Source organism: Maribacter sp. HS, assembly GCF_048059195.1.
Taxonomy (GTDB): Bacteria; Bacteroidota; Bacteroidia; order Flavobacteriales; family Flavobacteriaceae; genus Maribacter; species Maribacter dokdonensis.
The window spans coordinates 1,082,036-1,096,727 of the sequence record NZ_JAYLVV010000002.1 but is presented as its reverse complement, the minus strand read 5'-3'; the positions used below and the strand labels follow the sequence as shown (position 1 = coordinate 1,096,727).

Annotated in this window: 12 protein-coding genes; 3 read left to right on the top strand and 9 right to left on the bottom strand. The window is 36.8% G+C overall.

The features are described 5' to 3' along the window. Positions 1 to 87 precede the first annotated feature (87 nt). Positions 88 to 1,431 carry a deoxyguanosinetriphosphate triphosphohydrolase gene (locus VBZ51_RS04745; protein ID WP_416576220.1) on the top strand — a complete coding sequence of 448 codons (1,344 nt, stop codon included), beginning with the start codon at positions 88 to 90 and terminating at the stop codon, positions 1,429 to 1,431. Here the strand turns inward: VBZ51_RS04745 and VBZ51_RS04740 are convergent. Beyond that, a complete protein-coding gene (locus VBZ51_RS04740) occupies positions 1,428 to 2,555 on the bottom strand; it encodes a DUF3078 domain-containing protein (protein WP_416576219.1) in 1,128 nt (375 codons plus the stop codon). The genes VBZ51_RS04745 and VBZ51_RS04740 overlap by 4 nt on opposite strands. After that, positions 2,552 to 4,318: a 1-deoxy-D-xylulose-5-phosphate synthase gene (locus tag VBZ51_RS04735; protein WP_416576218.1), complete on the bottom strand. Its 1,767-nt coding sequence runs from the start codon at positions 4,316 to 4,318 to the stop codon at positions 2,552 to 2,554. The genes VBZ51_RS04740 and VBZ51_RS04735 overlap by 4 nt, the downstream gene beginning before the upstream one ends. A 62-nt stretch (positions 4,319 to 4,380) precedes the next feature. Between VBZ51_RS04735 and VBZ51_RS04730 the strand changes: the two genes are divergently transcribed. Next, complete coding sequence (locus VBZ51_RS04730; RefSeq protein WP_058104382.1) at positions 4,381 to 4,824, top strand: nucleoside deaminase; 444 nt, start codon at positions 4,381 to 4,383, stop codon at positions 4,822 to 4,824. A gap of 71 nt (positions 4,825 to 4,895) precedes the next feature. Here the strand turns inward: VBZ51_RS04730 and VBZ51_RS04725 are convergent, their stop codons facing one another. The 6 genes from VBZ51_RS04725 to aspS all read right to left on the bottom strand — a co-directional run bounded on the left by VBZ51_RS04725 (position 4,896) and on the right by aspS (position 10,508). Beyond that, the gene (locus tag VBZ51_RS04725) at positions 4,896 to 5,087 is read right to left on the bottom strand and encodes a cold-shock protein (protein ID WP_058104381.1); all 192 of its coding nucleotides are present in this window, start codon (positions 5,085 to 5,087) and stop codon (positions 4,896 to 4,898) included. A 70-nt stretch (positions 5,088 to 5,157) separates the two neighbouring features. Beyond that, complete coding sequence (locus tag VBZ51_RS04720) at positions 5,158 to 5,424, bottom strand: hypothetical protein (protein ID WP_058104380.1); 267 nt, start codon at positions 5,422 to 5,424, stop codon at positions 5,158 to 5,160. 33 nt (positions 5,425 to 5,457) lie between these two features. Further along, positions 5,458 to 7,242 (bottom strand): chloride channel protein, encoded by a 1,785-nt coding sequence (locus VBZ51_RS04715; RefSeq protein WP_058104379.1) that lies wholly within the window; start codon positions 7,240 to 7,242, stop codon positions 5,458 to 5,460. Between the two features lie 35 nt (positions 7,243 to 7,277). After that, complete coding sequence (locus VBZ51_RS04710; protein WP_416576217.1) at positions 7,278 to 8,105, bottom strand: tetratricopeptide repeat protein; 828 nt, start codon at positions 8,103 to 8,105, stop codon at positions 7,278 to 7,280. Then, positions 8,077 to 8,625, bottom strand: coding sequence for a hypothetical protein (locus VBZ51_RS04705; RefSeq protein ID WP_099190303.1), 549 nt, complete (start codon positions 8,623 to 8,625; stop codon positions 8,077 to 8,079). The genes VBZ51_RS04710 and VBZ51_RS04705 overlap by 29 nt, the downstream gene beginning before the upstream one ends. A gap of 128 nt (positions 8,626 to 8,753) precedes the next feature. After that, complete coding sequence (gene aspS / locus VBZ51_RS04700; RefSeq protein WP_416576216.1) at positions 8,754 to 10,508, bottom strand: aspartate--tRNA ligase; 1,755 nt, start codon at positions 10,506 to 10,508, stop codon at positions 8,754 to 8,756. Positions 10,509 to 10,767: 259 nt separating this feature from the next. Between aspS and VBZ51_RS04695 the strand changes: the two genes are divergently transcribed. Next, positions 10,768 to 11,115 carry a toxin-antitoxin system YwqK family antitoxin gene (locus VBZ51_RS04695; protein ID WP_058105101.1) on the top strand — a complete coding sequence of 116 codons (348 nt, stop codon included), beginning with the start codon at positions 10,768 to 10,770 and terminating at the stop codon, positions 11,113 to 11,115. Positions 11,116 to 11,188: 73 nt separating this feature from the next. On the opposite strand, the gene VBZ51_RS04690 is transcribed toward VBZ51_RS04695, so the two are convergent. After that, positions 11,189 to 14,689 carry an efflux RND transporter permease subunit gene (locus tag VBZ51_RS04690; protein WP_348099884.1) on the bottom strand — a complete coding sequence of 1,167 codons (3,501 nt, stop codon included), beginning with the start codon at positions 14,687 to 14,689 and terminating at the stop codon, positions 11,189 to 11,191. Positions 14,690 to 14,692: the final 3 nt, after the last annotated feature.

Below are 14,692 nucleotides of genomic sequence, written 5' to 3'. Positions count from 1 at the left end.
TAGTATATAATGACTTAGTTGTGTCATAATTCAAAAGCTAAAAAGTAGTAAATGCCGTATCTTGCGGCTTGTAAATAATGGGTTAAAATGAATTGGGAGCAACTACTTTCTTTGCGCAGACAAGGCGATAAAAACAAACGATTAAGAAATGAACAAGATGAAACTAGGTTAGGGTTCGATGTTGATTATGATCGTATCATCTTTTCATCCGCTTTTAGAAGTCTTCAAGATAAGACCCAAGTTATTCCGTTATCTAAAACTGATTTCGTTCATACAAGACTGACCCATAGTTTAGAAGTATCTGTTGTTGGCAGAAGTTTAGGTAGGTTAGCGGGGAAAAAAATCATAGAGAAACATCCGCATTTAAAAGAAGTACATGGTTACCAATTCAATGATTTTGGAGCTATAGTCGCTGCGGCTGCCTTGGCACATGATATTGGAAATCCTCCCTTTGGCCATAGTGGGGAAAAAGCAATAGGAGAATATTTTAAAACTGGAAACGGACTAAAATTTAAAGAACAGTTTACGCCGGTAGAATACCAAGATATTATCGACTTTGAAGGTAACGCAAATGGATTTAGATTATTGACCCAAGATAGGGCAGGAGTGTCTGGGGGTCTGCGTTTAAGCTATGCCACTTTAGGGGCATTTATGAAGTACCCTAAAGAATCTTTGCCCAAGAAACCTACCAAACACATTTGCGATAAGAAATTTGGATTTTTTCAAAGTGAGAAAAACATATTTGATGAGGTTGCCAAAGATTTAGGTTTACCTGCCAGAAGTCTAAACGGTTCCGTTGCTTATGGTAGGCACCCTTTAACCTTTTTGGTAGAAGCCGCAGATGACATTTGTTACACGATAATTGATTTTGAAGACGGTATTAATTTAGGTTTGATTTCTGAAGATTATGCTTTGGAATACCTGATAAAATTGGTTAAGGATACTATAAATACCAAGAAGTATAATTCCTTGGAGTATATGGAAGATAGGCTTAGTTATCTGCGGGCCTTGGCTATAAACACCTTAATACAAGATGCGGTCTCAATATTCATAGAACATGAAGAAAGTATTTTGAATGGTACCTTTGAAGTGTCCTTATTGGACAAAAGTAAATTTAAGGCCCAAATTGAAGATATCATTAGCTTAAGCGTTCAAAAAATATATCAATCGCAAGAAGTGGTAGAGAAAGAGATTGCCGGCTATACCATTATTTCCGATATTTTAGATGTGTATATTGATGCGCTTATCGGTAAAAAGAACAATACGGCATCTAATTATCACAAACTCATTTTAAGGACCTTACCGGGTTTTTACCAGCAAACAGACGCATCATTATATCAAATTGTTTTAAATACTTGTTGCTACGTGGCTAGTCTTTCTGATAGTGCCGCAGTGCATATGCATAATAAAATAAAAGGCAAGACTCTTTAGAAGCCGTATAGTAAACCTACGCCCAATACTTGCTTAAACTGAATTTTGGGTGTTCCAGGATCAACAATGGTTCCGTTATCATTTTTGACTACGTCAAAAAGAATATCGTCATCATAGATCATTTGGGTGCCTAAGCTTGTACTAATAAATTTGTTCACCTTCATGTTCAGGGTCAATTCCCAATCAACATCAACGTTTCCAAAACTCTTAATATAATCGGTGTAGAGGTTCAGCCTACTTTTCAATTCAATATTGTCGGCAATATTATAATTGAAATTATTGGTTATAAGAATACCAATTTCCAATAAGTGATTTTCCCCAGGAGTAATAACGTTGCCGTCAGCATCTAATTCTGCTTCTTCCACACCAAAGGCACCATTATCTGCCAAGTCTTGATCTAAAACAAAAGTTGATTTTTGGGTTAAAGGAGATAGATATAGGTTAAATTTTTCGTCTTTGGTAATATATGATGTACCCGCACCAAATAGTAAGTAACCCGGAGCCATAAATCTTGATATAGGCGTATCTCTATCTGGGTACTTGTAACCGTTGGAAAACTGGGTATTAAAGTTCAATTGTACCGAGTAGAACCACCTGCTGGTATTGTCTTTTTTAAAGCCTAGATTAGAGGTTAATCTTATGACATCTTCGGTTTTTCTTAATTTTTGCCCTTCTTGTGCATTTAAACCGTAGCGTAATTCTAAATTGTTTTCCCATTGAAAGTTACTGAACTTGTATTTTCTGGCAAATTTTAGAAATCCTAGACCACTTATGGCGTTATCACCACCGGCATTCCAATTCACAAAGGCGACTTCACTGATATTGATACCAAAACTATTTTCAGTTTCCCAAAAAGAAGGTACTCTAAAACGTTGAAATCCCTTTTGGAGTGTTTTGGTTTTTTTAAAATCTATATTGGGTATCTGTAGGTTTACATCTTTTCTAGGAGAGTAAATTTTATCTACGGTCCTTCTAATTACAATGGTGTCCACCGCAATACTATCAACGGTTACACTGTCAACAATAATAGGTGCCGGTATAGTATCTTGACCATGAGAAATTTGGATCAACAAAAGAAATGCGAGTAGTAAAAGGTAATAAGGTTTAAAAGCTATTCTTTTCATAGAAACTGTTGTACATATTGTTTTACGGACATCTTATCTATTCCTGCTTCCTTATAGAGTTTTTCTGTAGCTCCATGGGTGATATAGAAATCAGGAACTCCAAATATCTTAATTATTTTATGGATTCCAATATTATTTGCAAATTCTAACACTGCACTGCCAAATCCGCCAATCGCCGCGCCGTCCTCTAAGGTGATGATATGTTCAAATTTTGAAAGTATTTCTTTTAATAACTTGTTATCCAGAGGCTTTATAAAAGGAAAGTTGTAATGCGCTATAGCATCGGGTTGGTTCAATTCTTCTATCATTTCAGATACCATATTGCCTATAGGTCCAGTACTTAGAATAGCAATTTTAAATCCTTCCTTTAATGCTACGGCTTTACCTATGGGAAGTTTTTTCATAGGTAATTGCCAGTTTAACATTTTTCCCCTACCCCGTGGATATCTAATGGCAATAGGGTGGTCTAACCCTAACTGAACGGTATACATTATATTTCTTAGCTCTTCTTCGTTCAATGGGGAAAAAATAGCAAGGTTAGGGATGCATCTTAAATAAGAGATATCATAAACACCATGGTGTGTTGGTCCGTCTTCGCCCACTAAACCTGCGCGATCCAAACAGAAAATTACAGGTAAATTTTGCAAGGCCACATCATGAATTACCTGGTCATATGCACGTTGTAAAAAGGTAGAGTAGATATTGCAGAAAACAACCATACCATCAGTGGCCATACCGGCAGCCAGGGTAACGGCATGCTGTTCGGCTATACCTACGTCGTAGGCTCTTTCTGGAATTGTGGCCATCATATATTTTAAAGAACTACCTGTTGGCATGGCAGGCGTAATACCCACAATTTTTTCATTTTTCAATGCCAGTTCCACTATGGTCTTTCCAAAAACATCTTGAAATTTTGGAGGTTCAAGAGTGGCATTTTTCCTTTGCAACTCTCCCGTTTGCTTGTTGAACTTACCGGGTGCATGGTAGGTTACTTGATTTTCTTCTGCTTTTTGCAGCCCTTTGCCCTTTGTAGTAATAACATGTAAAAGTTTAGGACCATCAACATGCTTTAAAACTTCCAATTCTTTGATTAAGGATGGCAAATCATGACCGTCTACCGGACCGGTATAATGGAAATTAAGGCATTCAAAAATGTTCTCTTCTTTAGCGGATCCTGTTTTTACGTTGGTCAAGTATTTCTTTAATGCACCAACGCTTGGATCGATCCCCATGGCATTATCATTTAAAACAATCAACATATTGGCTTTGGTTTCTCCTGCATGGTTTAACCCCTCAAATGCCATGCCACTTGCAATAGATGCATCGCCAATTACTGCAATATGTTGCCTTTCTGGTTTTCCTTGTAGTTGTGCCGCCAGTGCCATTCCCAATAATGCTGAAATAGAAGTTGAGCTATGTCCTGTACCAAAAGCATCAAACTCGCTTTCTTTCATTTTTGGAAATCCACTAATACCTCCAAACTGACGGTTGGTGTCAAAAATATCTTTTCTACCGGTCAGTATTTTATGTCCATATGCTTGGTGACCAACATCCCAGATAAGCTTGTCTATAGGGGTGTTGAATACATAGTGTAGTGCAATGGTCAATTCCACAACGCCTAAACTGGCACCTAAATGACCTTCTTTTACAGAAACAATATCTATAATAAATTCACGTAGCTCAGTAGCCAATTGCCTTAAATTTTCCTGATTTAAAGGTTTTAGGTCTTTCGGTGAATTGATATGTTCTAGTATCGATTTCAAACTGTGGGTATAATGGGACAAAAATACTTTTTTAAAAATGAAACTATCGTATTTTTGACCTTATGGTTTTACCTTACGATGATACTTATTTTATGAAAAGAGCCCTTCAAGAGGCCGAATATGCTCTTGAAGCTGGTGAAGTGCCCGTAGGTGCTGTAATTGTGGTGCAAGATAGAATTATTGCCAGAGCACATAATCTCACTGAAAAATTAAACGATGTTACTGCACATGCGGAAATGCAGGCAATAACATCTGCCGCTAATTTTCTTGGGGGAAAATACTTGAAAGATTGTACTTTATATGTAACCTTAGAGCCATGCCAAATGTGTGCAGGAGCCCTATATTGGAGCCAGATAGGTAGAATAGTTTATGGGGCTAAAGATATAGAACGTGGTTGTGGTGCAATGGGTACCACCTTACACCCCAAAACCAAGATCATAGGTGGTATTTTAGAGGTGGAGTCGGCTAGTTTGTTGCAAGAGTTCTTTGCTAAAAAGAGAAAGTAAAACTTAAGTGCAAATTGAAAAACCACGCAAAAGCGTGGTTCATTGATGTTTTTGATAAAAAAGAAAATAAATTATAGTACCTGAACTTGTCCGGCAACCGTACCTTTTCTTCCTTCTTCTTCTTCATAGCTCACTCTATCACCTTCTCTAATTTCAGTGCCATGTAATGCGGTGGCATGAACAAAAATATCTTTTCCAGTTTCTTCATTGGTTATAAACCCATAACCTTTAGATTCGTTGTAAAATTTGACGGTACCAATCATTGTATTGAAATTTTAATATTATGATTCTAATTTAATATAATTTTGCGTTGATTGGTAGCGAATTGCCCTATTAATTTTTTGGAGAGTCTTGATTATCAGTGTTTCTAGGCTCTTTTCCTTGCATTTTTCTTACATTTTCATCTGTGAGCATATAATCTTTGAATTTTTTCCCTTTGCTCTCTTTGATTAAGAAGAGGGGCATTGCCAACAAAAACAATCCTAAGGTACCTGAGCCTATATATTTATGGGATAAAGCTTCTTGACCGTTATCTAAGGTGAATCCGTAAATAATCAATCCAAAGGAGATTACAACTATAAGGGAAATAAGGTATTTCATTTTATTACTTTTATCTTGAGCGACTGCTATTCTTTATTTGGTAAATCTTATTAATTCTCTTCTGTAGGCGGTCAATAGTTTAGATTTGGATACAAAGCCCATGTATTTTCCATTCTTTACAACGGGTAAATTCCACGCCCCACTATCCTGAAATTTTTGCATTACGATCTGCATGGTATCAATGCCGTAATAAATATGGTCCGGTGCTTTATGCGTAAAGGTTTCTACTTTTGTAGTGTTGTACAGTTTAGTATCGAACATGAACTCCCTAATATCGTCCAATAGGATAATACCTAAAAATTTTTGATGGGCATCTACCACGGGGAATATATTTCGGGTAGATTTTGCAACGGAATCATGTAACATTTCTCCCAATGTCATTTCTGGATGTACCGTTTTAAAATTGGTCTCTATCACGGTGTCTAGATCCATAAGGGTAAGTACGGCTTGATCTTTGTTATGGGTCAATAGTTCACCACTTTCTGCCAGCTCTCTGGTGTAAATGGTATAATCTACCGTGTTTTTTGTAATAATGTATGAGATTGATGCAGTAATCATTAACGGAACAAACAAGGCATAACCACCAGTTATTTCTGCAATAAGGAAAATAGCCGTTAAGGGTGCATGTTGTACACCGGCAATTAAGCCTGCCATGCCTATTAAGGTGAAATTACTTTCTGATACCGAAAAGCCCAAGCCTGAATTGTTGATCAGTTTAGCTACTACATTTCCTAAAGCGCTACCCATGACCATGGTGGGAATGAAAATTCCACCGGCCCCACCGGCCGCTAACGTAGTGGTCATTGCTACAGCTTTAAAAATGGTGATACCGAACAGTAATGCAATAACGATCCAAATATTATCAATGTAAGCGTCAAAAGGGGTTTTTCCCAAGGCATTAATATGGTCTCCTTTTAGCAAGTCGTTTATAAAGGAAAAACCTTCACCGTATAACGGAGGTATAAAATAAAGCATAATTCCAATAGCCAAACCGCCTACTAAAAGTCTGTACTTTGGACTCTTTAATGGTTTAAACAAGTTGATAATGCCAAAATACATTTTAGTAAAATAGATCGATGCAATGGCGGTACCAACGCCTAAAACGATGTAGAATAGGGTGTCTTTTACTTGGAACGGTTCATTGATCGAGAAATTGAACAATACTTCATTGCCCATAAAGAAGTAGGAGGTAAGTACGCCACTTATGGATGCCAGTAATAATGGTAACATTGATATCATCGTAAGATCTAGGCTAAATACTTCTACCGCAAAAATAATAGCCGCAATGGGCGATTGAAAAATAGATGATATTGCACCGGCCGATGCACAGGCAATTAGTAAGGACCTTGTCTTAGAGTTGATATGAAACAATCGGCCAAGGTTAGAACTTATTGCAGCGCCGGTTGCCACTGCAGGACCTAATAACCCCACCGAACCACCAAAACCAACGGTTAAGGGAGCAATGATCAATTGAGTGTATACTTGTTTAACATCTATATGACCTTTGTTTTTTGATAAGGAGAAAAGAATGGAAGAAACCGCATGTTTCAACTTCTCTTTGTGGACATATTTTACGTAGAGAAACACCAAGGTTAAACCTACGATTGGTAAAATGAAATATAATTGATTGCTAGAGAAAATAATTCCTTTCTCTAAGGATGCCTCAATAAAATAAGTAATATTCTTAAGTGTTACCGATGCTAAACCGGCCAATAAGCCAACAACAACACTTAAAATGTAAATAAAGGTCTTTTGTGAGATGTTCTTATATCTCCACTTATAAATACGCCTTAAGAAATTGTTCGTTTGTATGGGCATTGTATAACCATATCGTTAGTAGCTATCAAAGGTATTTAATTACTTGCTATGATTTTTGATTTAAGTTCTTCTAAATCTAATAAGTAAATTTGACGAAGTGTTTCAACATATGCTCTATTGTTATAATAGCCGTTGTTAAAATCTACAATGGCATCTTCGATCATGTTTAGAGCTGCCTTTTTATGACCTTCATTTAATAATAGTTTTGCTTTATAATACTTGGCATCTGCAGAGTTGGTGAAGTATTGTATGACTTTGTCAAAATTCTCATTTGCTTTTTCTTTGTTATCAGATTCGTAATAGGCTATACCTCTATAAAGAAACGCTTCTAATTCTACCCAATCTTCACCAGAATCTTCAGTTTCTTTGGTAATATGTTTATCCCAATAAGCAACAGAGTTATCATAGTCTTTTGCGCCTAAATATGCAATGCCACGCCAATAATCTACACTATGCCCTTGTGGATAATCTAAATATGAGGTTAAAGAATCTGATGCGTTGAAATCTGCAATGGCTTTTTCATAATCTCGGTAGAACGATAGGTAGAGGTAACCTCGCCATGGAATTCGTTGTTCAGGATTTAATACTACCGCTTTGTTATATTGTGGAAGCCATTCATTGGGTAGACCTCGTTTTAAATCGGCTATAGAAAGTTCATAAACCCCAGGTTCAAAGGTTGGGTCTATTGAAACAGCTTCAGCAATACCATTTTGAAAAGCAACTGAGCCTTGCATATAGAAAGTAGCATCTTTAAACCTTTCTTCGGCTAGGGTTCTTGGTTCTTTTGCGTTGTCACTCTTTCCACAGGAAATAAATAACAAGAACGTAAAACTACTAAGGAATAATTTCGACCACTTTTCCATTTTCTATTCGGTATGAAACGTACATGTAATAATTACTAGAATCTTCTTGAAATTCAAGAGCATTCCAGTTTTGGGGCATTGCAGTAAAATTTAAAAGAGAATCTACCATTTTTGTATTTAATTCTTCTTCCTCTAAATCTAAATTCATTTGAATGATTTCAAACCAACCTGGATTTCCTTCGCAATTCACTAAAAAACGAAAATTTAAATACCCTGAATCATCAAAAGTATCTCCTAGGTAATATTTTGCCAAGTTTTTTCTGAACTGACTTTTGGTATTTGCGTAAGCATTTAAACCCGCTCCACTATACGTATGATAAATATTGCCATCATCACATAAAGAATAGACATCATTTAGTAATGCTTTCTCCTGATCAATATACCCTATATAGTTTTTATAAGGTTTGTCGGTGGTATCATAAGCTTTTTCGAACTTGTAGTAAAAATACCCAGCAAAAACACTTAATATGAGCAGAATGCCCAATAAACTAAACAATAAAATTTTTATCCATTTTTTCACAAAGTGAATTTAACAAAAAATACCTTACATGGATATTACTTCTTTTATTGTAAAAATTGAAGCCAGTGAAGAACAAAAAATCCTGCACTTGGGCAGGATTTTTAATTATGTAGGGAAATCAAGTACGGTTATTCTTGTATATCTAACTTTAAGTTCAATTCTTTTAATTGTTCGTCGTCAATTGCTGCAGGGGCATCAATCATGACATCTCTACCACTATTGTTCTTAGGGAATGCAATGAAATCACGTATGGTCTCCTGTCCGCCTAAAATAGCAACGAGTCTATCTAAACCAAATGCCAATCCGCCATGAGGTGGTGCTCCGTACTGAAAGGCATCCATCAAGAATCCAAATTGTGCTTTTGCCTCCTCGGGAGTAAAACCTAAGTGCTTGAACATGGTTGCCTGTGTTTCTTTATCATGAATACGAATAGAACCACCGCCTATTTCATTACCATTCAATACTAAATCATAAGCATTGGCGCGAACAGCACCTGGATCGGTATCCAATAATTCTAATTGACCTGGTTTTGGCGATGTAAATGGGTGGTGCATGGCGTGGTAGTGACCCGTTTCTTCATCAAGTTCCAATAATGGGAAATCAACTACCCATAATGGAGCAAACTCATTCGGCTTTCTCAACCCTAATCTGGTGGCCATTTCCATACGTAGCGCACTTAACTGTGTTCTTGTTTTATTGGCGTCGCCAGAAAGTACACAAATAAGGTCGCCTGGTTTAGCACCGGTTACCTCTGCCCATTTTGCCAAATCGTCTTGGTCATAAAATTTATCTACGGTAGATTTAAAGCTTCCGTCTTCATTACATTTTACGTACACCATTCCATTAGCACCAACTTGTGGGCGCTTTACCCAATTTACCAAGGCATCTAATTCTTTTCTAGTGTAAGATGCTGCACCAGGTACCGCAATACCCACAACCAATTCAGCGGAATTGAATACACCAAATTCTTTATGTTGTGCTACAGCATTTAATTCCCCGAACTCCATTCCAAAACGAATATCTGGCTTGTCGTTCCCATATTTAGACATGGCTTCATCATAGGTCATTCTTGGGAAAGAGTCTATTTCTACACCATTAACTTCTTTTAAAAGGTATTTGGTTAAGTTCTCAAATACATTAAGAATATCTTCTTGCTCTACAAAAGCCATTTCGCAATCTATCTGTGTAAACTCCGGTTGCCTGTCTGCACGTAAATCTTCATCTCTAAAACACTTTACAATTTGAAAGTATTTATCTAAACCACCAACCATCAATAATTGTTTAAAGGTTTGTGGCGATTGTGGTAATGCATAGAACTGCCCTTCATTCATACGGCTAGGTACTACGAAATCTCTTGCTCCTTCTGGAGTGGATTTTATTAAATACGGAGTTTCCACTTCTATAAAGCCTTCGCCAGATAAAAACTTACGGACTTCCATAGTTACCTTACTTCTAAAAATAAGGTTGTTTTGTACCGGTTTTCTACGGATGTCCAAATACCTGTACTTCATTCGCAGGTCTTCGCCACCATCAGTTTCGTTCTCAATGGTGAATGGTGGGGTCTTAGATTCGTTTAAAATGGTCAATTCAGAAACTAAAACTTCTATATTCCCTGTTGGAATGTTTGCATTTTTTGATGCTCTTTCAATAACCTCACCTTTTATTTGAATAACAAACTCTCTACCTAAGTTTCTTGCTTGCTCCAATAATTCTTTTGAAGTACGATCTTCATCAAGCACTAATTGTGTTATACCATAGCGATCACGAATATCTACCCAAACAACAAAACCTTTATCTCTTGTTTTGGAAACCCACCCAGAAAGGGTAACTGTGGTACCAATATGTGATTCTCTTAATTCCCCGCAGGAATGGCTTCTATACATAATACTTGCTTTAATGAAAGGGCAAATTTAAGAAGTCTATTTCATAGTAGGTCTATATTAAATGCAGGTTTTACTCGATGACCGGTTTTACGAAACAACCTTTGTAAACAAGGTTAATATACTGATAAATAGTATTTTACTGCTTCAATGTTAATTTAATGTTATGTAAAAGTTACCTAAACATTGATTAATTGCAAAATAATTGTATCTTTATACCGTTATCATACAAGAAATCAGTAATCAAAAAAAATATATAATTATGAAAAAGATACTAATTATTGCCGTAATGGCATTGTCGTTTGGAGCATACGCTCAAATTGATCCAGTTTTTGAAAAAGAAGGAGATAAAGTGAAAGCAACATACTTTCATGCTAATGGAGAGAAATCCCAAGAAGGTTATTTTGTAAATGAAAAGCTAGATGGGCAATGGAAAATGTTCAATGAAAAGGGAGAGAAGATAGCCATGGGTAACTATGATAGCGGTGTTAGAACCGGTAAGTGGTTGTTTTGGGAAGGTGATGTAAGAAGTGAAGTTAATTTTGACAACAATAGAATTGCAAGTGTTTCTAAAGCAAGCAAAAAAGATCCTGTTGTAAGCAACAAGTAAATCAACTAATTCAAATATAAAAGCCCGTATTCATTTAAATACGGGCTTTTTTTATATCAATTTTTAGAGATGCTTAAGCAGCACTTTCCAATTGCTTATTGTTATCTGCACTGTTACTTCCCCAGTTTCTAAATTTTATTTTTATACGGTATACAATATTGAATAATACCGGTACTATAATTAAGGTTAAGAAAGTGGCAACTAATAAACCAAAGATAACCGTCCACGCTAATGGCCCCCAGAATATTACGTTGTCTCCACCCATATAGATCTTAGGGTTAAATTCTGAGAACAGTGAAAAGAAATCTATATTTAGTCCTATTGCCAAAGGGATTAGACCAAGCACTGTTGTAATTGCCGTAAGAATTACAGGTCTTAATCTTGCCTTACCACCAACGATCATAGAATCTGTAGCATCTTCAATAGTCAATAGGTCGCTGTCGTCCATATCTAATCTAATCTTTTTACGGTCTATCAGTATCTGTGTGTAATCTAGGAGTACCACTCCATTGTTCACAACAATACCTGCCAGCGAAATAATACCCATCATGGTCATCATAATAACAAAAGACCATCCGGTGATCATTAACCCTCCAAATACACCAATAAAACTCAAGAAAATGGCAATCATAATGATCAATGGCTTGGAAATACCACCAAACTGGAATATTAAAATAAGCATGATCAATCCTAATCCAGAGAAAAAGGCACCTACTAAGAAGGCTTGTTGTTTTGCTTGTTCTTCCAGTTGACCGGTGTAATCTATTTTAACGGTTGACGGAGTACCATCAAAACTTTCCATTTCTCTTTGTATTTCCGCTACAATAGCACCAGCATCTGTAAAGCCAGGTTTTAATCCGGAGTAAATGGTTACTACTCGTTTACCATCACGATGTTTAATGGCGCTAAAGCCCGAGGTATTTTTCTCTTTGGCTACGGCAGAAATTGGTATTTCTTTGATTTGACCGTTAGATGGGTCCCTAAAAATAATATTCTGATTGAATAAGGCACTTTTATTATATCTAAGATCTTCGTTGAATCTAACGTTGATGTCATAATCTTCGCCATCTTCTTTATATACGCCTGCTTTTTCACCAAAAATGGAACGTCTTAATTGATTACCTACCTGACCAACGGCTACACCAAGTTCACCGGCTTTTTCACGATCAACTATTACTTGCATGGCAGGTTTGCCCTTGTTCACATCAATTTTTAACTCCTCTATACCTGCAATATTTTTGGTGTTGATGAAGTTTTTAATGTCTTCGGCAGTATTAATGAGCTCATCATAATCACTACCCTCAAGCTCAATGTTAATAGGGAAACCAGCTGGCGGACCATTGGCATCTTTTTCTACGGAAATAGCAACACCAGGGTAAATTCCTTGTAATGCAGCTTGTACACGAGCCCTGATGTCTTCTGTGTTCAGACCTTCCCTATATTTATACTCACTAAAGTTTACGGTTACTTTACCCTTATGTGGCATTTCTGCCGAAGAACCACCATCTGTTAATGGGTTACCGGCACCTTCACCAACTACCGATACCGCTGAGGCCATCATAAAGTTTTCCCCATTCTTTTTGTACTTAGGGTCATCCATTATGGCGTATACTTGATCTTCTACCTCTTTGGTGATTTCATTGGTTTTTTCAATAGAAGTTCCTTCAGGATACTCTACATACACATAGATTTCATTCGGTTTGTTGTCCGGAAAAAACTCAATTTTAGTACGTCCACTACCAACCGACATGCCAAATAACATAAATACACCGATCAACATAAAAAAGGTAATACCAAAATACCAGTAAACATTACTACCTCTAAGGGCGTGCTTTAGGCGTTTTTCATACCAATTTTCAAAACGAACCATAGTTTTACGCTGAAATTGTATGGCCGCACCTTTAATTACATATTTATATACCCAGAACATGATACCGGTTAAGATCAATACAGATCCTAAGCCTCTCATAGCACCACCAAATATTAAGATCAAAGCTCCCAATACCCCCAAAATAATACTCATACGAATAAGCTGCTTTAGGGTCAGTTCTTTTTCATCGGTACTCATAAATTTAGAAACCAACATAGAGTTCATGAAAATGGCAACGAACAATGAGGATCCCAATACAACAGAAAGTGTGATAGGGAAATAGATCATAAACTGCCCAAAAATACCTGGCCATAATCCTAACGGTACAAATGCCGCTACTGTTGTTGCGGTAGAAATGATAATAGGGTAGGCTATTTCACCAATACCCTTTTTAGCAGCTTCGGTTCTAGAAAGACCTTCGTCCATTAATCGGTAAACGTTTTCTACCACTACAATACCGTTATCTACCAGCATACCAAGCCCCATGATCATACCAAATAAGATCATGGTATTTAGCGTATAACCAAGCCATGACAATATTACGAAAGACATGAACATTGACATAGGTATGGCAAAACCAACGAATAGGGCATTTCTAAATCCTAAGAAGAACATTAAAACGGTTACAACTAAAATGATCCCGAATATGATGTTGTTCACTAAATCGTCTACCTGGTTCAAAGTTCTAGTAGAAGAATCATTGGCAATAGAAATATTAAGATCTGGCGGAAAATAATCAGCTTCTTCCTTCTTGACCAATTCTTTGATTTTGTCTGCGGCAGATATCGCATTTCTACCAGCTCTCTTCTTTACATCGAGCATGACTACATTCTTGCCAAACTCACGGGCGTAGGTGGTTTTATCCTTAGCATGAAAATTAACGGATGCAATATCCTTAAGGTACACGGCGCCATTCTCAGACTTGACCACAAAATTGTTTAATTCTTTTGGATCTTCTACTTCACCTAAAATACGAATGGTACGTCTTTGACCAACTGTTTTCAGGTTACCAGCCGACATTGTCATATTACCATTGCTAATGGCATTGATAACATCTTGAAAACTAATTTTAGCGGCCATCATCTTATATATGTCCACGCCAATTTCTACTTCTAGATCTTGGGCACCACGTATATCGGCCTGTTTAATTTCTGGAAGGTCTTCAACTTCATCTTGCAGGTATTCTGCAAATTCCTTCAGTTTTTCTACAGGATAATCTCCCGTAAAATTGATGTTCATGATGGGAACTTCTTCAGAGAAATTTAAATCGAAAACATTTGGTTCTACCTTAGCTCCGTTGAATGTTGGCCAGTCTTCACTAGCCTTTTCACTATCAACTTCGTCCTTAACCTTTTGTTTGGCTTGTTCTACGGTTATATCCTCATCGAATTCTACGGTTAAAATTGCGTAATCTTCTTGAGAGGTTGATGTGATCTCTACTACATTACTTACGTTCTTTAATCTATCTTCTAAAGGGTCTGTAATCAGTTTTTCAATATCCTCGGCAGTGTTGCCAGGGTAGGGTGTACTAATATAAATTTTGGTTTCTATGATTTCAGGAAAGTCTTCTCTGGGCATAGCCATATAAGCACTGAAACCTAACCAAAGAAAAATGGCGATCATGACATAAATAACCGAGGGGTTATCTATGGACCATGATGAAAGACCGAATTCCTTATCGGCGTTCTTTTTTACTTTACTCATCGA